General features: G+C 64.8%; 23 protein-coding genes and 1 tRNA gene. 16 read left to right on the top strand and 8 right to left on the bottom strand.

Annotated elements, in window-relative coordinates:
* Window positions 1-215: 215 nt before the first annotated feature.
* The 6 genes from trpD (at window position 216) to ACI8UR_RS09870 (ending at window position 7,949) form a co-directional block, all read left to right on the top strand.
* Window positions 216-1,217 (top strand): anthranilate phosphoribosyltransferase, encoded by a 1,002-nt coding sequence (gene trpD, locus ACI8UR_RS09895; RefSeq protein WP_411714687.1) that lies wholly within the window; start codon window positions 216-218, stop codon window positions 1,215-1,217.
* Window positions 1,214-1,840, top strand: coding sequence for a phosphoribosylanthranilate isomerase (locus ACI8UR_RS09890; protein ID WP_411714668.1), 627 nt, complete (start codon window positions 1,214-1,216; stop codon window positions 1,838-1,840). The genes trpD and ACI8UR_RS09890 overlap by 4 nt, the downstream gene beginning before the upstream one ends.
* Window positions 1,837-3,420: an anthranilate synthase component I gene (gene trpE, locus ACI8UR_RS09885; RefSeq protein ID WP_415087817.1), complete on the top strand. Its 1,584-nt coding sequence runs from the start codon at window positions 1,837-1,839 to the stop codon at window positions 3,418-3,420. The genes ACI8UR_RS09890 and trpE overlap by 4 nt, the downstream gene beginning before the upstream one ends.
* Complete coding sequence (trpG, locus tag ACI8UR_RS09880; protein ID WP_415087816.1) at window positions 3,417-4,010, top strand: anthranilate synthase component II; 594 nt, start codon at window positions 3,417-3,419, stop codon at window positions 4,008-4,010. Before trpE ends, trpG begins: the two co-directional genes overlap by 4 nt.
* Window positions 4,011-4,583: 573 nt before the next feature.
* Entirely contained in the window at window positions 4,584-7,745 is a 3,162-nt protein-coding gene (locus ACI8UR_RS09875) for an adenosylcobalamin-dependent ribonucleoside-diphosphate reductase (RefSeq protein ID WP_411714671.1), read from the top strand.
* 84 nt (window positions 7,746-7,829) lie between these two features.
* The gene (locus ACI8UR_RS09870; RefSeq protein WP_411714672.1) at window positions 7,830-7,949 is read left to right on the top strand and encodes an HVO_2523 family zinc finger protein; all 120 of its coding nucleotides are present in this window, start codon (window positions 7,830-7,832) and stop codon (window positions 7,947-7,949) included.
* Here ACI8UR_RS09870 and ACI8UR_RS09865 read toward each other — a convergent pair.
* Window positions 7,939-8,598, bottom strand: a complete 660-nt coding sequence (locus ACI8UR_RS09865; protein WP_411714673.1) for a TVP38/TMEM64 family protein — start codon at window positions 8,596-8,598, stop codon at window positions 7,939-7,941. The genes ACI8UR_RS09870 and ACI8UR_RS09865 overlap by 11 nt on opposite strands.
* An 84-nt stretch (window positions 8,599-8,682) precedes the next feature.
* Between ACI8UR_RS09865 and ACI8UR_RS09860 the strand changes: the two genes are divergently transcribed.
* Window positions 8,683-9,042, top strand: a complete 360-nt coding sequence (locus tag ACI8UR_RS09860) for a DUF5830 family protein (protein WP_411714674.1) — start codon at window positions 8,683-8,685, stop codon at window positions 9,040-9,042.
* A 3-nt stretch (window positions 9,043-9,045) separates the two neighbouring features.
* Here ACI8UR_RS09860 and ACI8UR_RS09855 read toward each other — a convergent pair whose 3' ends face one another.
* Window positions 9,046-10,059: a hypothetical protein gene (locus ACI8UR_RS09855; protein WP_411714675.1), complete on the bottom strand. Its 1,014-nt coding sequence runs from the start codon at window positions 10,057-10,059 to the stop codon at window positions 9,046-9,048.
* Between the two features lie 114 nt (window positions 10,060-10,173).
* On the opposite strand from ACI8UR_RS09855, the gene ACI8UR_RS09850 reads away from it, so the two are divergent.
* Window positions 10,174-10,306 (top strand) — tRNA-Met (locus tag ACI8UR_RS09850).
* A 72-nt stretch (window positions 10,307-10,378) separates the two neighbouring features.
* Here the strand turns inward: ACI8UR_RS09850 and ACI8UR_RS09845 are convergent.
* Window positions 10,379-10,984: a hypothetical protein gene (locus ACI8UR_RS09845; protein ID WP_411714676.1), complete on the bottom strand. Its 606-nt coding sequence runs from the start codon at window positions 10,982-10,984 to the stop codon at window positions 10,379-10,381.
* A 96-nt stretch (window positions 10,985-11,080) separates the two neighbouring features.
* On the opposite strand from ACI8UR_RS09845, the gene ACI8UR_RS09840 reads away from it, so the two are divergent.
* The gene (locus ACI8UR_RS09840; protein ID WP_411714677.1) at window positions 11,081-11,485 is read left to right on the top strand and encodes a hypothetical protein; all 405 of its coding nucleotides are present in this window, start codon (window positions 11,081-11,083) and stop codon (window positions 11,483-11,485) included.
* A 6-nt stretch (window positions 11,486-11,491) separates the two neighbouring features.
* On the opposite strand, the gene ACI8UR_RS09835 is transcribed toward ACI8UR_RS09840, so the two are convergent.
* On the bottom strand, window positions 11,492-11,707 hold the full coding sequence (locus ACI8UR_RS09835) for a hypothetical protein (protein WP_411714678.1): 216 nt from the start codon (window positions 11,705-11,707) through the stop codon (window positions 11,492-11,494).
* Between the two features lie 292 nt (window positions 11,708-11,999).
* On the opposite strand from ACI8UR_RS09835, the gene ACI8UR_RS09830 reads away from it, so the two are divergent.
* Window positions 12,000-12,227 carry a hypothetical protein gene (locus ACI8UR_RS09830; RefSeq protein WP_411714679.1) on the top strand — a complete coding sequence of 76 codons (228 nt, stop codon included), beginning with the start codon at window positions 12,000-12,002 and terminating at the stop codon, window positions 12,225-12,227.
* 18 nt (window positions 12,228-12,245) lie between these two features.
* Here ACI8UR_RS09830 and ACI8UR_RS09825 read toward each other — a convergent pair whose 3' ends face one another.
* From ACI8UR_RS09825 to ACI8UR_RS09815, 3 genes are read right to left on the bottom strand one after another with little or no spacing between them, the layout of a single operon-like run.
* Entirely contained in the window at window positions 12,246-13,166 is a 921-nt protein-coding gene (locus ACI8UR_RS09825) for a DMT family transporter (RefSeq protein WP_411714680.1), read from the bottom strand.
* A 58-nt stretch (window positions 13,167-13,224) separates the two neighbouring features.
* Entirely contained in the window at window positions 13,225-13,428 is a 204-nt protein-coding gene (locus ACI8UR_RS09820) for a hypothetical protein (protein WP_411714681.1), read from the bottom strand.
* A gap of 1 nt (window position 13,429) precedes the next feature.
* Window positions 13,430-13,924, bottom strand: a complete 495-nt coding sequence (locus ACI8UR_RS09815; RefSeq protein ID WP_411714682.1) for an HPP family protein — start codon at window positions 13,922-13,924, stop codon at window positions 13,430-13,432.
* A 119-nt stretch (window positions 13,925-14,043) separates the two neighbouring features.
* On the opposite strand from ACI8UR_RS09815, the gene ACI8UR_RS09810 reads away from it, so the two are divergent.
* Both ACI8UR_RS09810 and ACI8UR_RS09805 read left to right on the top strand, forming a co-directional pair.
* A complete protein-coding gene (locus ACI8UR_RS09810; RefSeq protein WP_411714683.1) occupies window positions 14,044-14,712 on the top strand; it encodes a ribonuclease HI in 669 nt (222 codons plus the stop codon).
* A 79-nt stretch (window positions 14,713-14,791) separates the two neighbouring features.
* Entirely contained in the window at window positions 14,792-15,136 is a 345-nt protein-coding gene (locus ACI8UR_RS09805) for a hypothetical protein (protein ID WP_411714684.1), read from the top strand.
* Here the strand turns inward: ACI8UR_RS09805 and ACI8UR_RS09800 are convergent.
* Window positions 15,133-16,377, bottom strand: coding sequence for a DNA double-strand break repair nuclease NurA (locus ACI8UR_RS09800; RefSeq protein ID WP_411714685.1), 1,245 nt, complete (start codon window positions 16,375-16,377; stop codon window positions 15,133-15,135). The genes ACI8UR_RS09805 and ACI8UR_RS09800 overlap by 4 nt on opposite strands.
* Before the next feature lie 85 nt (window positions 16,378-16,462).
* Between ACI8UR_RS09800 and ACI8UR_RS09795 the strand changes: the two genes are divergently transcribed.
* From ACI8UR_RS09795 to ACI8UR_RS09780, 4 genes are all read left to right on the top strand, one after another.
* Window positions 16,463-17,065, top strand: coding sequence for an N-acetyltransferase family protein (locus ACI8UR_RS09795; protein ID WP_411714686.1), 603 nt, complete (start codon window positions 16,463-16,465; stop codon window positions 17,063-17,065).
* 69 nt (window positions 17,066-17,134) lie between these two features.
* Window positions 17,135-17,431 carry a hypothetical protein gene (locus ACI8UR_RS09790; protein WP_415087814.1) on the top strand — a complete coding sequence of 99 codons (297 nt, stop codon included), beginning with the start codon at window positions 17,135-17,137 and terminating at the stop codon, window positions 17,429-17,431.
* A 48-nt stretch (window positions 17,432-17,479) separates the two neighbouring features.
* Complete coding sequence (locus tag ACI8UR_RS09785; protein ID WP_415087813.1) at window positions 17,480-17,770, top strand: hypothetical protein; 291 nt, start codon at window positions 17,480-17,482, stop codon at window positions 17,768-17,770.
* 41 nt (window positions 17,771-17,811) lie between these two features.
* The coding region (locus ACI8UR_RS09780; RefSeq protein ID WP_415087812.1) for a hypothetical protein at window positions 17,812-18,029 on the top strand (218 nt) is incomplete at its 3' end.

Here is an 18,029-nt window from a genome sequence, read left to right as displayed (position 1 = left end):
TTGTCGTCGAGTGTAACGGTCAGGAGTGCCAGCCCGGCACGCGCGGCCTCCCGCAGTTGGTCGAACTGCCGGCTATTCCGGCACCGACTGGCTGAAGCGAATAACGACTCCCGATTCTCCCGCTTTTCGCGCTGATAGCGACTGCCGTAGCGACAGGCTTATTTTGGCGTACTGATTTGTACATTACAACGCGAATCTGCACATTGGTGTTCAACATGAAGGAGTATATTCGACGAGTTACCGACGGAGAAGACCTGTCGCTCGAGGGGGCCCGCGAGGCGGCGTCGCTGGTGTTCGAAGAGGCGACAGAGGCACAGATCGGCGCGCTGCTTGCGGCATTGCGTGCGAAGGGCGAGACGGAGACGGAAATCGCTGGCTTCGCACAGGGAATGCGCGAGGCGGCTCGAACGATTTCACCGGATCGGGAACCGCTCGTCGACACCTGCGGAACGGGCGGCGATGGCCACGATACTATCAACGTCTCGACGACGAGTTCGTTCGTCGTCGCTGGGGCTGGCGTGCCCGTCGCCAAGCACGGCAACTACTCGGTTTCGTCCTCGTCAGGTAGTGCCGACGTACTCGAGGAACTGGGTGTCACCATCGACGCCGAACCGCCGGCGGTCGAGCGCTGCATCGAAGACATCGGTATGGGATTCATTCTCGCGCCGGTGTTCCACCCCGCGATGAAGGCCGTCATCGGCCCGCGGAAGGAACTCGGCATGCGGACGATTTTCAACGTGCTCGGGCCGTTGACGAACCCCGCTGGCGCCGACGCGCAGGTGGTCGGCGTCTACGACCCCGACCTCGTCCCCGTTCTTGCGGACGCGCTCTCGCAGATGGCGGTCGACCGGGCGCTCGTCGTCCACGGCGCCGGCCTCGACGAAATCGGCGTCCATGGCGAATCGACCGTCGCGGAGGTCGATGGCGATGACGTGAAAGAGTACACGGTCACGCCAGACGCTTTGGGTGTGGGGACGTACGACCTAACCGACGTGGCTGGTGGCTCGCCGACGGAGAACGCCCGTGACCTGCGTGGTATCCTCGAAGGCGACGTCGGCGGCGCGAAACGCGACATCATCCTCGCCAACGCCGGCGCCGCAATCTACGTCGCTGGCGAGGCCGACAGCCTCGAAGCTGGCGTCGATGCTGCCCGCGAGTCCATCGACTCCGGGGGCGCCATCGAGCAGTTCGAGGCGCTCCGTGAGTTCGAGCCATGACGCGCGCGAAGATCTGTGGTATCACGTCCCGGGACGACCTCGACACGGCGGTTGCGGCCGGCGCCGACGCCGTCGGCTTCATCGTCGATGTCTCGGTCGACACGCCTCGCGAGATCTCGGCGAAGCGTGCGGTGGAGCTGGCACGTGCGGCGCCGCCGTTCGTGACGACGGTGCTCGTGACGATGCCGGAGACCCCCGAGGCGACGGTCGAGCTAGCCTCTCGTGTGCAGCCCGACGTCGTCCAGATTCACGGCGACCTCACACCCGGTGACCTCGCCTTTCTCTCGGCGAAGATTCACGGCGACGTAGTGAAAGCCGTCTCGCCGGCTGAGGCGGCCGAGTACGACACCGTCGCCGATGCTCTGCTCGTCGATTCGCTTGACGAAACTGGTGCGGGCGGCACCGGTGAGACCCACGACTGGGAGGCGACACGCGATCTCGTCGAGACGCTCGAGTCACCGGTCGTGTTGGCCGGTGGGCTGACGCCGGAGAACGTCGCGGACGCAGTCGAGCGCGTGCGGCCGTTCGCGGTCGACGTGGCCAGCGGCGTCGAGAGCGAACCGGGCCGAAAAGACGCCGAGGCTGTCGGGGCCTTCATCAGGGGAGCAGGAGGTCGACCGTGATTTCGCGTGAGTCGTTCATCCAGCTGGCGGACGACGGCCCCGCGGTCGTCAGAGCCGTCGCCGAACTGGAGACGACGCCCGAACCACTGGACGCCTACGCCGCGCTGACGGGCCGGACGACCGACGCCGACGGGGGCGAGCACACGTTCTTGCTCGAAAGTGCCGAGAAGGTCGCCTCGAGTGACCCCGACGGTGCCTTCACTGCCGGCCACGGCGCTGACCGGCACGCGCGATACTCGTTCGTGGGGTACGACCCCGCTGCCGTCGTGACCGTGGACGGCGATGGCGAAGCGGCTGTCGACGTGCTTGATGACCGCTACACGGGGCTTTTGACCCCGAACGGCGGTGACACGGTCGCGAAACTTCGGGAGTCACTGCCCGACGTGCCGCTGCGGAACTTCCCGGAGACGGAGCGCCAGCAGCTCCAGGGTGGCCTCGTCGGCTTCCTCGGTTACGACGCCGTCTACGACCTCTGGCTCGACGAGGTCGGCCTCGACCGCCCGGAATCACGCTTCCCGAACGCACAGTTCGTCCTCAACACGAAGACGCTCGTCTTCGACGATGCGGCGGATTCGGTGTCGCTTGTGTTCACGCCGCTCATCCGCGAAGCCGACGACCCCGGCGACATCTACGACGAGATACGGGCGGAAATCGACCGCGTCGAAACGCTGCTTGCGGACGCGGATGAGCTGACGACCGGCGACTTCCGCCCTGTCGCGGAGCGGGCCGGCCCGAAAGACGAGTACGAGGCGGCCGTCCGGAAGGCCAAAGAGCACGTCCTCGACGGCGATATTTATCAAGGCGTCATCTCCCGAACGCGGGAGTTGGACGGCGAGATCGACCCGCTGGGGCTGTACGAGGCGTTGCGGGAGATCAACCCCTCGCCGTACATGTACGTCCTCGATTACGACGACTTGGTCGTGGTCGGTGCCTCCCCCGAGACGCTCGTCTCCGTGGGTGGCCGCGAGGTGATGAGCAACCCGATCGCGGGCACCTGCGACCGCGGAACGAGCCCCGTCGAAGACCGGCGGCTGGCCGGCGAAATGCTCGCAGACGGGAAGGAACGCTCGGAGCATACGATGCTCGTCGACCTCGCGCGAAACGACGTCCGCCGGGTCAGCGAAGCCGGCAGCGTCCGCGTCGAGGAGTTCATGAACGTCCTCAAATACAGCCACGTCCAGCACATCGAATCAACGGTCACGGGCACGCTTCGGGAGGAGCGTGATGCCTTCGACGCGACGCGGGCGTCGTTCCCTGCGGGCACGCTGTCGGGCGCGCCAAAAATCCGTGCGATGGAAATTATCGACGACCTCGAACGGCGCCCCCGTGGCCTCTACGGTGGCGGCGTCGGCTACTACTCGTGGACTGGCGATGCGGATTTCGCCATCGTCATCCGAACCGCGACGGTCGAACGCGGGGCGGGCGTCGACGGTACCGACCGCGTGACTGTCCAGGCCGGCGCCGGCATCGTCGCCGACTCCGACCCCGAGAGCGAGTACGAGGAGACGGAAAAGAAGATGGACGGCGTGCTGCAGGCGCTCGACCGCATCGAAACCGAACCCGAGGAGGTGTCGCGATGACGGACGCCACGCACGTGCTCTTCATCGACAATTTCGATTCGTTCACGTACAACCTCGTGGAGTACGTCAGCCAACACGAGAACACGGAGACCGAGGTACTCCGGAACACCGCGACGCTCGAGGAGGTGCGCGCCGTCGACCCGGATGCCATCGTCATCTCGCCGGGGCCGGGCCACCCGAAGAACGACCGCGACGTCGGTGTGACACTCGACGTGCTCCGGCAAGTGAGTCCCGACGTGCCGACGCTCGGCGTCTGTCTCGGGCTCGAAGCGGCCGTCTACGAGTACGGGGGGAGTGTCGACCGCGCCCCCGAGCCGATTCACGGCAAGGCGTTCCCGGTCGCCCACGACAGTGAAGGCGTGTATGCCGGCCTCGACCAGGGGTTCCAGGGTGGCCGGTATCACTCGCTTATCGCACACGACATCCCCGACTGTTTCGAGGTGACTGCGACGACGAGCCACGATGACGAGGAACTGGTGATGGGCATCCGACATCGCGAACACCCGATCGAGTGTGTCCAGTTCCATCCCGAATCAGTTCTGACCGGTTCCGGACACGATATCATCGCGAACTTCCTTGCTGGCTGCTGACGCCGACAGCGTTACGACGCCGAACAGCCACAACACGACCAGGACGGCGACGGCCACGATCGCCAGTTTCCATGCGATTTTGCGCACGAGTCGGGCGTCAGAATCACCATGCGACGCAATATCAGAAAACGTATAATTTCGGTTGGTGCTGTCAACAGACCGGCGAGCAGCGCTGGGGGACTTTCGAGCACGATCTCCGCTGCGAAAGCAACCCGAATACGTGGTTTTCCCGCCTCACTGCCGACCTGAACCCCCGACCATTTCCGATGGAAACACCGCTTCAGTGTGGTGGTTTTCGAAACGCGAACTTTACTTTCACCTCGGTTTACCTATGCTTATACGGCTACCGACGCATTTCTTCTGTCGTACGCGCATAGGCACGCGCATCCGTCTCCGGGCGAAACCCAGACAGTGCCTTCAATACATATCGGAACGTGGACAAGTGCCCTACAAGATGCCGAGGGTTATTTGGCATGCCAGCACGCAAACTCCGTCATAGATGACTCACGCCACCCATCTCGTTAGTGCAGGAATCGCAGTGAAAACAGCCGCTCAACCACGGAGGGCCGACTGATGTCGGATGCGGAGCTCTCCGCGGGCGAACTCACCCTCCCGATCAAGCGAACCGACGGTGAGACGATGGAAGAGCGTCTCACCGGCAACGCCTATCACAACATCCTGCCGGCCCGCTACCTGCGCAAGGACGCCAACGGCGACCCGGTCGAAAAGCAGGAAGACCTCTTCGAGCGCGTCGCGAAGAACATCGCCCTCGCCGAGGCCGTCTTCGAATCCGAGAAGCGCGGCCTCGAGGTGACCGTCACCCCCGACCAGCTCAAACCCGACCACCCGCGCCGCGACGAACTCGCCGCCGAAGTGTTCGGCAAAGGCGTGACTGCGGATTCTGACGCCGAGACGACGCTTTCCATCTACAACGTCAACAAGTTCGCCTACGAAACGCTCGTTCCGGAGCTTCCCGACGAGGTGCAAACCCACGTCGAGGAGATGGCGGGTGAGTTCCAGGAGCTGATGGAACAGCTCTCCTTCATGCCGAACTCGCCGACGCTTATGAACGCTGGCGACGAACTGCAGCAGCTGTCGGCCTGTTTCGTCGACTCGCCGGAAGACGACATCGACGACATCCACCAGACTGCAAAGGAGGCCGCACAGGTGTTCCAGAGCGGTGGCGGCATGGGCTATGCGTTCTGGCGGCTGCGGCCCTACGGCGACGCTGTCGGCAGCACCGGCGGCATCGCCAGCGGCCCCATCACATTCATGCGGACGTACGACCAGATGTGTGAGACCATCGCCCAGGGTGGCGCACGGCGTGGCGCCCAGATGGGCGTCATGCGGGTCTCCCATCCGGACGTCATCCAGTTCCTCCACGCGAAGAACAAGGACGTCTCGCTTGCCGAGACGCTCCGACTCAACGACCCCGACGACTTCACGCACAACTCCTTCGCCGAGGCTCTGGAGGAATCCCGCGACCTCATCGACGACGAGGGCCGCGTTCCGGAGCACCTCCGAAACGCCGTCGAGGGTCATCTCTCGAATTTCAACATCTCCGTCGGCATCACCGACGACTTCATGGACGCGGTGAAAAGCGGCGAGGAGTTCACCTTCACCAACCCCCGTACCGGCGAGGCACACGTCGCCACGCCCGAAACTAAAGAGCTGTACGACATGTTCGGGCTCGGCGAACACGTCGAGGTCGGCGAGGAACTCTCCGTCCCCGCCGAGAAACTCTGGGAACACATCGTCGAAGGCGCCCACGAGAACGGCGAACCCGGCGTCATCTACCTCGAGCGGGTGAACAAACAGCACTCCTTCGATGTCGAGAAACACCCCGACCACCGGATTCTCGCGACGAACCCCTGCGGCGAGCAGCCACTCGAGGAGTACGAGGCCTGTAACCTCGGTCACATCAACCTCTCGACGCTCGCCGATGTCGACGCGCCCGACTGGCGGGTCTGGAACGACGCCAACGGCGCCACCTACGACTCCACGGAGGCGGCTGTCGGTGCCTTCCTCGAGGAAGCCATCGACTGGGAGGAATTCGAGAAGCGCATCGAACTCGGCACGCGCTTCCTCGAGAACGTCGTCACGATGTCGGATTTCCCGGTGCCGAAGATCGAAGAGAAGGTACGGGAGATGCGGAAGATCGGCCTCGGAATCATGGGGCTTGCCCAGCTGTACATCCAGCTCGGCATCAGCTACGGCTCCGATGAGGGCAACGAGGTCGCCCGCCAGCTGATGACCCACATCAATCACGGCTCGAAGTGGGCCTCCCACGAACTCGCCGAAGAGCGCGGCTCCTTCGACGAGTGGGACAAATCCAAATACGCGAATCCGACGGAGTACCGCGAGTGGTTCGAGCGCCAGACCGGCCTCGACGCCGACGAGTGGGATGACGGCTTCCCCATCCGCAACCACAACACGACGACCATCGCGCCGACGGGCACGACATCGATGATCGGAAACACTACCGGCGGCTGTGAGCCGATCTACAACGTCGCCTTCTACAAGAACGTCTCCGACGACGTCCAGGGCGATGAGATGCTGGTGGAGTTCGACGACTACTTCCTTCGCGTCCTGGAGGAGAACGACGTCGACGTCGACGCGGTCAAGCAGGAAGCCCAAGACCAGATGGCGAACAACGAGTTCGACGGCGTCGACGGGCTGACGACGGTGCCGGACGCTGTCGGCGAACTGTTCGTGACGACGGGTGACCTCTCTGCGAAAGAGCACGCCGGCGTGCAGGTCGCCTGCCAGAAAGGCGTCGATTCGGCGATCAGCAAAACGGTCAACGCCCCCAACGACTCCACCGTCGAGGACGCACGCGACGTGTTCGAATACATCTACGAACACGGCGGCAAGGGCGTCACCTACTACCGCGACGGCACCCGCTCGAAGCAGGTGCTGACGACCCGTGCGAAGAACGCCGAGTTCGCGAGCATGGACGAAAGCGAGGCTGCGGCAGCCATCGTCGAGAACATCCAGGAGATATTCGGCGGTATCGAGGGCTTCCTCGACAGCGAGGAGGTCAACGCCGCACTCGAAGACGATATCGAGTCCATCCTGGGACTGGAGGTCGACCTCGGTAGCAAGCAGCCGCGTCCCGACGTGCTGCACGGCGTCACGCAGCGCATCGACACCGGCTACGGGAAGCTCTACGTCAACATCAACGAAGACCCCGAGACGGGCCGGCCGTTCGAGCTCTTCGCAAACATCGGCAACTCCGGTGGGTTCACCGCCTCCTTCACCGAGGCGCTGGCGAAGACCATCTCGACGGCGCTCCGCTCGGGTGTCGACCCCGAGGAGATCGCCGACGAACTCCAGGGCATCCGCAGTCCGAAAGTCGCCTGGGACAAGGGCGAGCAGATCAACTCCATCCCGGACGCCATCGGGACGGCAATGCGCCGTTATCTCGACGGCGAGGTCGACAAGGCCTACCCCGACCAGGCTACGCTCAACCAGACCGCCCAGCGAGCCGAAAAAGACCAAGAGGAGCGTGAGGAACGCGACCGCGATGCCGCCGCGCCGGAGACGGACGGCGGTGCGGTGTCGGCGTCCGGATCGGCCGCCTCGCCGAACGACGATTCGGCCGGCGCTTCGGACGACATCAAATCGCTCATCGACTCCGGCGAATCCCCCGAGTGTCCGGAGTGTTCGAGCATGACGCTGTACTACTCCGAAGGCTGCAAGACCTGCGAGTCCTGTGGCTGGTCGGAGTGTTGAGGTAGCCGCTCGGATTTCCGGTTCGGCCGTTCGACGCTGACGGGGGACGGAAGAACCAAGCCGCGTGCGATTCTACGTTTTGCTATGTCCGATGGTGGCCGTGCGTGTCCGATGTGTGAGATGCAGATGTACAAGCGTCACTGTAAGTACGTCTGCCCACAGCACGGCGTCATCGTCGACTGTTCTGACCCGTTTACGTTTTGAAGACGGCATCGTCAGCGAGCCGTCGATACGCCGGCCCCGAAAGCGCCAGAAGCGCCGCGAGCGCAAGCGTCGTGACGAGCAAAATCGGGTCGGCGGAGCGCCCGGCCGTCGTCAGTTCGCCGGCAGAAGCCCCGAGCAGCACTGCGGCGACGACCCAGGGTGCCTCCCCGAGTGCGGTGCCGGCCATGTAGGGTCGAAGCGGGACGCCCGCGAGGCCGGCGCCGTAGGAGACGGGGTCGGTCGGGAGCGGCGCCAGGCGCACGGCGATGATGCCACGGAGGTCGCCGGTCGTTCGTCGAACGACGGCGCCCGCATCGCCGACGCGAGCGAGGACGCCGGCTTCGTGGCCGAGGTAGCGTGCGAGCACGTAGGCGGGCAACGCCGTGACGACGGCGCCGGCCATCGCGACCGGGATGGCGATGGGGCCGAAAAGGTACCCGAGGAGAACGGAGAGGGCGCTGATCGGCCAGGCGAGCAGCGGGCGGGCGAGATACAGCACGAGAAGCACGACCGCAAGCAGCGACGGCTGGCCGGCCAGCGACTCGGCACGGGTGAGGATTGTCGAAGGGGAGGCCGAAAGCGTCGCGATGGCGGCAATGGCGACGAAGACGCCGATGCCGGCCAGCTGACGAGCGGTCGCACGATGCACACCGGACAGAAGCACATCGCCGGCCAAACCTCTTGTGGTGGTGTCCCCCGGTGATTTTTAGCCGCCTCACGTACTGGTGTCGCTGTGGACGAAGCCGACCCCGTCGAACTCGGCGTGCAGTTGCTCGCCAGACTCGAACACGCCGAACTCCCGCTGCCGGAGGTCATCGACCGCATCGAGACGATCACCTCCCATCCCGAAACGACGCGCGCCATCCTCGAAGAGGCCGAAAAGCGCGGCCACATCACCCGAGAGGGAGACACGGTGAAGCCCGCCTCCGGGCAGTTTCTGGGCTTCGAAAGCGAGGTTGTCACCCGTGAGGGCGAGTTCGAGTGCCGCCGCTGTGGGGCGTCCATCTCGACGGGCTATTTCATGAAACTGGAGGCGGGCGAACACGGCCCGTTCGGCTCCTCGTGTATCCGAAAAGTGACTGGCCGAGAGTGACCCTTACCGGCCGCGTCGAAGCTCCTCGACGAGCTGTTCGATGGTCTCCTGTTGGGCTTCGAGCAGTTCGGTCTGGTACTCGACGCGCTCCGAGAGTTCGTCGACGCGGGCGGCCAGCGCCTCGATGTCGTGTGCGCCGGCCTCGGTCGAGGGAGTCGCTGCCGACGCGACATCGCGGTCGGCGTTCGTGTCGACGCTCGGTTCGGCCACGTCCCGGTCGCCGCGCGGGCCGGTCGGGTCTTGGTCGGCGGGCGGCGACCAGTCGGCATCGACGAACGTCTCGTCGCTCGTGTTGTCGGCCGATTCGTCGGTGGCTTCGGCGGTCGATTGGGCCTCATCGAGGGCTGATGTCGTGTCGCCTTCCGCCTCTTCCTCGTCAATGCCGACGGCGGCGTGGAGCCCGCCGAGCGACGAGACATCGTGGTATTCGAAGATAGCGCTTTGCACCTCTTCGCGGACGCGGCCGGCGTAGTCGTTCGGCACCTTCACGCGCTGTCTGCGGCCCTCGGCCTCGACGATGACCTGCGTGGCGACGCTACCCTCCTCGAAATCGAGACCGGTGAGGTTCTCGTATCGGAACGTCTCGTATTCGTCGTCCCAGACCGCGCCGCCGACGTGTTTGAGGAGCTGTTTGTCGGTCACCACGAGCGACAGTTCGCTGAAGCGGAACTGCGCTCTGACCGTCTCCTCGGTGTCGATGACGCCCGTCGTCCGGAGGATGCCTTCGAGCACCGCCTCGATGACGGGGTCGACGACTTTCGTGGGCACGGTGAAGCTCTCTTCGTCGTCGAGGTTCACGAAGTGGAGCGAACTCTTCCGTCGGCCTCTGTCGACGGTGAAGCGCTCGACGTCGTGGGGGAACGTCTCGACGGACTCCTCGGAGAGGAGCCCCTCCGACCGATAGAGATGTGCCGCGGTCGACGTGATAGCGAGCGCGTCGCCGCCGCCGATATCGATTGTCTCGATAACCGTCGCGCCGCCGACGGTTTCGACCAGCAGTTCCGGAAGCTCGTCCATGCGTGTGGTGTGCCTGTACGGTGGCATAAAATGGTGGGTCGTATCGGGAAGTGGGTCGAATCGACCGAGGGAGATAGGAAGGTTGAAGGGCGCGAACCGGCAACCGACAAATGAGCCCGGGTGGCTTAGCTGGACATAGCGCCGCACTCATAGGGTTACGAGGCGGCAGCCGCGATGTCCTGAGGCGTTGCCTGCGCCTCGTTCCTGGGACATGCGGAGATCGAGGGTTCGGAGCCCTCCCCGGGCACTACCATTCTTGAGCACTGCTCCGACAGCGCCGCGACCCAGTAAAAAGCAAAACTGACCGCCGTCGCCGGCGTCACCGCTGTTTAATCTCCCAGCCGTCCTCCTCGGGTTTGCGTTTGGCGATCGCCTGGAACGTCGACGAGATGGTCGAGACGGTCTGTTCGTCCTGCGTTCCGGGGTCGAAATGGAAATGCGAGCTGGCGTCGGCCCCCGAGAGCCGCGTCGTGATGAGATGGAGGAACCGATAGATGCTCCGGGTTTCCGCGTACTGCATGAGCGTGGTCAGGGAGTCGAAACACACGGCCATGTTGCGGTCGTTGTCGTGCCAGCGTTCGAGATATTTGCTAATCATCATCCCGATGCCCGTGAGGTCACCGGGGCTCGAGAGGTACTCGACGTTGACTGAGTCGGGCAGGTCGTCCTCGTCGCCCGGTTGGTTGAACGCGTCGCTGGTCGCAACGATGACGAGATCCTCCGGGAGCCCACCGACCCGTTCGCGCCACTGACGAACCCACTGCTCCGGCGACAGCATGAAGCTCACGACGAGCAGGGCGTCGTCGCTTTTGGCCGTCAACAGGTGTTTACAGCCGGCGTCGACGGATGCGTCGACGCTCGGCCCCAACAAGAGCACGTTCGAGACGTCGACCAGCTCCTCGAGGCCGTCCGTCTGCGATGACATAATCTGACTGCGGAGCCAGCACTGAAAAACGATACGGCTCCAACAGCAGCCGTCACCCGCCGTACGTCTTTATATCCCCAGGCCTGTGGAGGTTGTATGCCACTTACCGGCGAGCCAGAACTGGTGGATTTCGACGCTGAAACGGCACTCGAACGTACGCGCGATGTCTGCGGTGATAGCCTCCAGTCCTTTATGGAGTTCACGCAAGACGAGTACAACATCGTCCACGTCGCCGATGAGGTTCTCGAGATGTACCGCGACGAGGAACATCTCCACGACCATTACAGCCGCGTGCTTGACCATCTCCATATGGATTTCATGGAGCGGGACACCTACGAGAACACGCTGTTGCCGAACGCGGGGACGGTCACGTCGCTCGTCACGCATATGGACTCGCTGACGCTGCTTCGCGTCTTCGACGGCGAGGCCGGCCTCTATATCGCGCTCGATCCGGGCTGTTCGGCGGAGGCGGTCACCGAAGCTATCGAGCCGCTGTTCTGAACGCTCTCAGTCGGCTCGCCATCCGTCGGCCCGCCGTTCGGCGGCCTGACGCTCGTCGAACGTCTCGTGCTCGTAGGCTTCACCCTCCGGCGCCTGCCGGAGCCGGTCGAGCGTGACTGCCCATTTGCCGCCAGCGGTTCGACGGAGGCGGACGTGCGCGTTGTCGTCGCTGCGCGTCCACTCGATATACTCGCCGTCCTCCTCTTTTTTCTCCCACTCCATTGCCAGCCATCGTCAGCCCTCGACCAAAAGCCCGCCGACACGCTCATACAGTCGGCACTCCGTACTCGAACGTGGCAGACGACTCGACCGTGATGTCGTGACGCTTGGCTGACTCCCGCCGCGGTGAATCTCCACACGAAACGAGCCCGCGAGAGGGGCCAATAAAACGTTTCGGGGGCGCTCGGAGCGGCGTGAAACGTGGGCCGCTCGCGCCGCCGCGCGTGAAACGTTACGAAACCGCCCAAAGTCTCTGACGGTTATTAGGTCTTTGCAGTGTATCATTGGTGTATAGATGCGCTCCTCCACGTCGACGAACGACCGCGGTCTGCTGCCGGCAGCAGCGTCGTCACTCCTCGGCCCGCTGAAGGCCGGCGCGTTCTGGGCGGCGGTTCTCTTACCGCTCTGTACGGTCGCGTTGCTCGCGACTGGCGTCGAAACAACGGCCGATTATCTGACGCTCGTCGGGTTCGTCGTCGCGAACGTCATCGCCCTCGTCGTCGGGCACGATTACGGCCAGTAACGTACACCCGACGCCGCTTTAGCCGCCCTGCCTGCTGAGCTCTTCTCGGATCGCTCGTCGCTTGATGAGGACGAATCCGACCAGGATGACGAGGAAGCCGAGGGCGGTCGGCAGGTCGATGAGTTCGCCCAGGAACAGGAAGCCCGCCAGCGCCGCGAACACCGGCGCGACGTAGGAGACGAGGTTGATCTCGATCGGCCCGAGTCGCTCGAGCAGGTCGAAGTAGATGAGGAAGCCGGCGGCGCTGGCGACGACAGCGAGATACGCCAGCGCGGCAATCGCGCGGGGTGAGGGCATCCCCGAGACGGATTCGTCGAGGCCGGCGCTGAGGGCGTGCATGAGCGCTGCGCCGCCGAGCATTGACCATGCCTCCATCGTCTCGATAGGAAGGTCGGTCTCGATGCGCCGGGTGAGGACGCTCCCGAAGGCGAAACACAGGGTGGCGCCGAAGACGAGCGCCTCGAACCGCGATTCGATGAGGTTCGCGGGCGCGGGGCGTGCGATGATGATGACACCGGCGAGCGCGAGCACCATGCCGACAATACCGACGACGGTGAGCCGCTCGTCCGGGAGGAACGCACGGGCGAACGCCGTCGTCAGGATTGGCGACAGCGAGACGATGACCGCCGCGGCCGCGCTCGTGGTGCCGCGCTCACCGATGAAAAGCAGGGCGTGGTAGCCGGCGATGAGGAACACCGACCCGACGGCGACGAGCAGCCACTCCGACCGCGTTCGGGGTCGCCAGCGGTCGACCGCCCAGACCGTGTAACCGAGCATGAGCACGCCAGCGATGTCGTAGCGCACAGCGGCGAAGAGGACGGGCGCGTCGAAGAAGTACGCGGGCGCCGTCGTGTCACCGATGCCTGCTTTGATGGCCATGAACGCGGAGCCCCAGGCGGCGGCAAGCAGACAGAACAACAGGAGATTACGGTAGCGCACGGCGGAAGGGCGTGATGTATCGCCCTCAAGCTTTCGGGATTCGATACACGGCGCCGCGTTAGCGGCTGCTGACAAGCTGGGCGACGACGACCGCGAGGACGAGGCCGAACGCGCTGATACCGACCGACCCCGATTCGATGCCGATGACGAGCAGGCCGAACGGGACAGCGACGGCTATCGCGAGGCCGGCCAAACTGAGCAGGCGTGTGATGCGCTGCTGGAGGTCGGTTCGCTCCGGTGGCTCGTCCGGCCCGCGCTCCATCTCAGGCGGTGCGCTCCTCTCGCAGGGCGTGGAGCAGGTCTTGGCGGGCGACGATACCGAGCAGTGCCCCGGCCTCGTCGACGACGGGGACGCGGTTGATGTCCCGCTCTTTGTCCGCCAACAAGGCGAGCACGTCGTCGATACTCGCCTTCGGGCCCACGCTGACGACGTTGCCGGTCATTACCTCCCTGACGGGTCGGTTGGCGTTCTTCGCGAGGTCGATACCGACATCGAGTTCGTCCCACGAGAGGTCGACGGCGTAGGTGAGCGATTCGAGGAACGGCGGGAAGCCGACCGGAACCCACAGGGTTCGGTCGGACGGCTGGAACAGATTGACGAGGTCGGTCTGGGTGATGATGCCGACGACGAGGCCGTCCTCGGTGACGGGGAAGCCGTCGAAGTCGGTGCGAGCAAGCCGGGTGAGCACCTCGCTCACGTCGTCGTCCGGCGAAACCGTCTCCACGTCGCGAGTCATGATGTCGCGTGCAGTGACCATATCGCCCGCTTCTCCCGCCGGGCGTGTATGCGTTCGGGTCGTCGAGTAGGTGCCGAAGCGGACGACAGGGGTCGGTTTCCGCCCGTGGATTTATATACAGGCCGTCCCCTAACGCGGGTATGGCCGCGTACTGCCGGCCGGTCTTGCGGAACCTGTTCGACGAATCACCCACCCCGCACATCGCGCATCCACCGCGGACGCACCGTCGAGATTTCTACATCGCGACCGATGGGTCGTATCGCCCCGACGACGACGGTGGGTTGGGTGTCGTCATCGAAACCCGCGACGGCGAGCGCGTCGCCCGCCTTTCGGTGCCTGACTCGGTACCGGACAACAACGTCGCGGAGTACCGCGCCCTGCATCTGGGTCTGGACGTCCTCGCTGCCCGCGCCCCAGATGGCGCTCGGGTGGGTGTCCTCGTCGACCACGACGACCTCGCGGCGAACGTCAACCGCGCGACGCTCGCCACCGAGGGCCCCGATTCGCGACCGCCGCACCCGTTCCGGGTTCCGGGTTCGACCGACCACCACTGGCGAGGCATCCGTGCCCGCGTCGCCGGCTTCGACGAGCTTCGCGCCGCGCGCATCGACAGTGGCGACAATCCCGCCCATCCCCTCGCGAACACCCCCGACCAGTACGCCCACGTCAACCGCGAACCCGACCGCTGTGTCCTCCCGCGAGACGACGAGCGCTGGCGTGCGCCGGACGACGACCGATACCCGCCACCCTCCCGTGCCGACCGCAAGCGCTCGAACAGCATGGCCGGCGGGGAACCGGCCAGCGACTGAGTCGCCGGCGGCTCGTGCCCGCTTCAGCCCGGCTGCCGTCGCCGCACGCTTTTTATCCGCAAACAGCGTAGCCTGGGGTATGCTTCAGATTCAGGGGTCGGCGCGGGGAACCGACCTGACGGGGACGCTGTACGAACGCGGTGAAGAGCCGCCGCAGTTCCGTGGCGCACCGGACGATGCCGCGCCGTACGTCTGGATCTGTGACGCCTTCTACGAGGTCGAAAGCGGCGGGCAAACACAGCAGCTCGGTGACCGGGAAGTTCAGATCGCCTTCGAATCGCCGATGCCGCGCGGGTTCGAGACCCGCGAGGCGGCTATCGAAGCCGCGAAAGAACACGTCCGAACGCAGTTCGTCCGGCTCGGGATTCCCGCAGCAGAGGTCGCCGTCGATGTCATCGAAGTCGCTGATGACGCGTCGGCCTAAGCGATGAGTCCCCAGCGTTCGTCGTCGTAGCTTCGGTCGCGCTCGGCGTCGAAGCGCTCCTCGATTGCGCGGCCGAGTTCGGCCTTCTCCTCGCGACTGATACGCGCTAGCTCGTCGGCCTTCGCAACCGCCAGCGGCGGGCCGCGCTCGTGGGCGATGTCACGGAGCAGCTGCATCGTCAGCGCCTCGCGGGTGGCCTCATCGCGGGTGAACACCGCCGGCGCCTCGACCCGGAACAGGAGGTCGTTTCGGGGGTCGTAGATACAGCAGAACGTCACCTCGTAATCGGCGGGGTCGCGCTCGCGTTCGATACCGATGGCGTCGCCGTCCGCTGACAGTGGCTCGTCGACGCCACAGCGGGAGACGAACCAGTTCGTGAACGTCAGGTGGTCTTTCAGCGGCTCGCCGTCCTCGTCGGTGCGCTTCAGCGCGCGCTTGAAGAAGGCGGCGTCGTTGACCCACGGGGCACGCTCCTGGTTTCGGACAGCCCGCGTGATGGCTTTCGAGGCGCTGTTCTTCACGAAGCCGACGAGCGGGACGCCGCGCTCGGCGAACGTCTCGACCAACTCGATGTAGCTCGCGACGACGTCTCGGGGGCGTTTGTCCTCGACGAGCAGGTCTGCGAGTTCGGGGTGGCGGTCGCTCCAGGCGAGCAGGCCCTTCGGGTAGATCGGCCCGTCGAGAATCAGGAGGTCGTCGACAACCTCGGATTGGGTCGTCGCGTGGGTGACCTCGGCGAGATACAAAGACAGCGCGTGAACGACGGCCTCCTCATACCGGCTGACGCGGGGCGCCTGGAGAATGCGACCACGGGAGTAGCCGCCGTCGAACATCGTCCAGTCGTCTTCCCCACAGTCGACGGTGGCGTCGTTGGAGTGGACGGTCGCGACGACCGTTCGCGCGCGATGGAGGTCGAGGTCGGAGGGCACGGCGGCCATCGCCGCCTGCGCCACGTCGAGCACGAGGCCGTTCGTGAACGTCGTCGGGTTGATGGTGCCGGAATCGAGGCCGTGCTGGGTCGGGAACGGCGCCTCGTTGAGCGCCGCGTCCTCGGTGTCGATACGGCGCCGTCGCAGTTCCCCGAGCGGTTCCAGAACGCGGCGGCCGTCGTGCCACAGCGGGTCGAGAAACTCTTCGAACACCGTATCGGCGAAGGCCTCGTGGTCGGTGGCGTCGACGCGCTGGCTGATTCGCCCGGCCAACTGGGCGATGCCGTCGAAATGCACCGGGTCGAGGGTCATGGTTCGTCTGTGTCGCTTCAGGAGTTAAATGGTCGGACTCGATGCGGTTCGTCACCGCTTTGCCGCCGTGGCTCTCCCCTCCGATATGACCGACCTTCGGCTCCGCGTCGCCACCGACGATGACGCGGCGGCCATCGCCGATATCTATCGCCCCTACGTCGAGGAGACCGCCATCACCTTCGAGGAGACGCCGCCCGATGGCGAGGCGATCGCCGGCCGAATCGCCGACACGCTTGAGACGTATCCGTGGTTCGTCGCCGAACGTGATGGCGAGGTGGTGGGCTACGCCTACGGCGGCAAACTCCGGAAGCGTGCGGCCTATCGATGGGTCGTCGAACTCTCGGTGTACGTCGACCGCGACCGACAGAGCGAGGGCGTCGGGTCGGCGCTGTACCGTGCGCTCATCGAGACGCTCGACCGCCAGGGATTCGAGAGCGCCTACGGCGTCGTCACGCTGCCGAATCCCGGTAGCGTCGCTTTCCACGAAGCCTTCGGCTTCGACTGCGTCGCGCATCTCCCACAGGCCGGCTACAAACACGGCGAGTGGCACGACGTCGCCTGGTTCGAGCGCGCGCTGAGCGAGCGCAGCGAGACGCCGACCGAGCCGACGCCGTTCGCGGACTGTCGCGACGCGCCGTGGCTCTCGTCGGTGTGTGCCGCAGCAGCTGACTCGGATGACACGGAGTAGCGGGCCAGCTCCCCGAACTCCTCCGTACTTCGGTAGGACTTTGACGGCATGGCCGGTATATTTACCTGAATGATTGAGCGATTGGGAAAGCAGTTGAGCAAAGAGCAACGCGACTTAGAGGTTCTCGATGTCATCCTGTCCCAGCACCCAATCGGTATCTCGCGAATCGCTACGGAGGTCGGCATCGACGAGCACAAGGTTCGATACTCGCTGCGAATGCTTGAGAACGATGAACTGATCGAATCCACGCCGAACGGCGCCGTGCCGGTCGACGATATCGGCGAGCGCATCGACGCCATCAACACCGGACTCACCGACCTCGCCGAACACATCGACGAACTTCGGCAGTATACCCTGAACCGCTGACGACCGCCGAACCACAACGCAGGAAACGTTTGATACCTTAGTTATTCTATGCCCCTCTCTGAACCCGACGCCGACCCGGACGCGGGCGCCGAGGCCGACACCGAGGCTTCGGCCAGCGGTGGCACCGGCACTGGCTCCGACCTTCCCGGCTGGGTGGCTGGCGTCCTCCTCCTCGGTGGCACCATCGCTGTCGCGGGTATCACCGACGCGCTGTTGACGAACGCCGGCCTCGGCTATCTCGGCATCGCCGTCTGGGCCATCTGCTATGCCGGGGCGCTGCTTACAGTCTGGTTCGTCTGGCTCAGACACATCGAACTCGTCGGCCCCGCCGAGGGGTAACGGAACCATTAAGACCGAAACACCGCGATACACCGATACGAATGATAGAGTTTCCCCTGCAGGTGATGGACAACTTTCTGCGCCAGTACAGCGTAGCCCACGCCATCTTCCTGCTTTTCGTTTTCGCGCTCCTCGCGGGGCTGGCGAAGAAATCGATGAAACTCACCGGGCTGCAGCTGTCCGTCTTCGGGCTCATTTTCGTCCTGACACCGCTTTCGACGCATCCGCTGTTCTTCCAGTTCTTCGGACTGGCACTGCT

The organism is Natronomonas sp. (assembly GCF_047616845.1).
Classification (GTDB): domain Archaea; phylum Halobacteriota; class Halobacteria; order Halobacteriales; family Haloarculaceae; genus Natronomonas.
This window is presented reverse-complemented; position numbering and strand designations above follow the sequence as displayed.

Coding starts and splice junctions, on each gene's coding strand:
- ACI8UR_RS09855 (WP_411714675.1), bottom strand. CDS start 10,059: ATGGACGAGCTTCCGGAACTGCTGGTCGAAACCGTCGGCGGCGCGACG.
- ACI8UR_RS09870 (WP_411714672.1), top strand. CDS start 7,830: ATGTCCGATGGTGGCCGTGCGTGTCCGATGTGTGAGATGCAGATGTAC.
- ACI8UR_RS09810 (WP_411714683.1), top strand. CDS start 14,044: ATGGCCGCGTACTGCCGGCCGGTCTTGCGGAACCTGTTCGACGAATCA.
- ACI8UR_RS09785 (WP_415087813.1), top strand. CDS start 17,480: ATGCCCCTCTCTGAACCCGACGCCGACCCGGACGCGGGCGCCGAGGCC.
- ACI8UR_RS09845 (WP_411714676.1), bottom strand. CDS start 10,984: ATGTCATCGCAGACGGACGGCCTCGAGGAGCTGGTCGACGTCTCGAAC.
- ACI8UR_RS09840 (WP_411714677.1), top strand. CDS start 11,081: ATGCCACTTACCGGCGAGCCAGAACTGGTGGATTTCGACGCTGAAACG.
- ACI8UR_RS09795 (WP_411714686.1), top strand. CDS start 16,463: ATGACCGACCTTCGGCTCCGCGTCGCCACCGACGATGACGCGGCGGCC.
- ACI8UR_RS09835 (WP_411714678.1), bottom strand. CDS start 11,707: ATGGAGTGGGAGAAAAAAGAGGAGGACGGCGAGTATATCGAGTGGACG.
- ACI8UR_RS09890 (WP_411714668.1), top strand. CDS start 1,214: ATGACGCGCGCGAAGATCTGTGGTATCACGTCCCGGGACGACCTCGAC.
- ACI8UR_RS09790 (WP_415087814.1), top strand. CDS start 17,135: ATGATTGAGCGATTGGGAAAGCAGTTGAGCAAAGAGCAACGCGACTTA.
- trpD (WP_411714687.1), top strand. CDS start 216: ATGAAGGAGTATATTCGACGAGTTACCGACGGAGAAGACCTGTCGCTC.
- ACI8UR_RS09875 (WP_411714671.1), top strand. CDS start 4,584: ATGTCGGATGCGGAGCTCTCCGCGGGCGAACTCACCCTCCCGATCAAG.
- ACI8UR_RS09815 (WP_411714682.1), bottom strand. CDS start 13,924: ATGGTCACTGCACGCGACATCATGACTCGCGACGTGGAGACGGTTTCG.
- ACI8UR_RS09830 (WP_411714679.1), top strand. CDS start 12,000: ATGCGCTCCTCCACGTCGACGAACGACCGCGGTCTGCTGCCGGCAGCA.
- ACI8UR_RS09800 (WP_411714685.1), bottom strand. CDS start 16,377: ATGACCCTCGACCCGGTGCATTTCGACGGCATCGCCCAGTTGGCCGGG.
- ACI8UR_RS09820 (WP_411714681.1), bottom strand. CDS start 13,428: ATGGAGCGCGGGCCGGACGAGCCACCGGAGCGAACCGACCTCCAGCAG.
- ACI8UR_RS09805 (WP_411714684.1), top strand. CDS start 14,792: ATGCTTCAGATTCAGGGGTCGGCGCGGGGAACCGACCTGACGGGGACG.
- trpG (WP_415087816.1), top strand. CDS start 3,417: ATGACGGACGCCACGCACGTGCTCTTCATCGACAATTTCGATTCGTTC.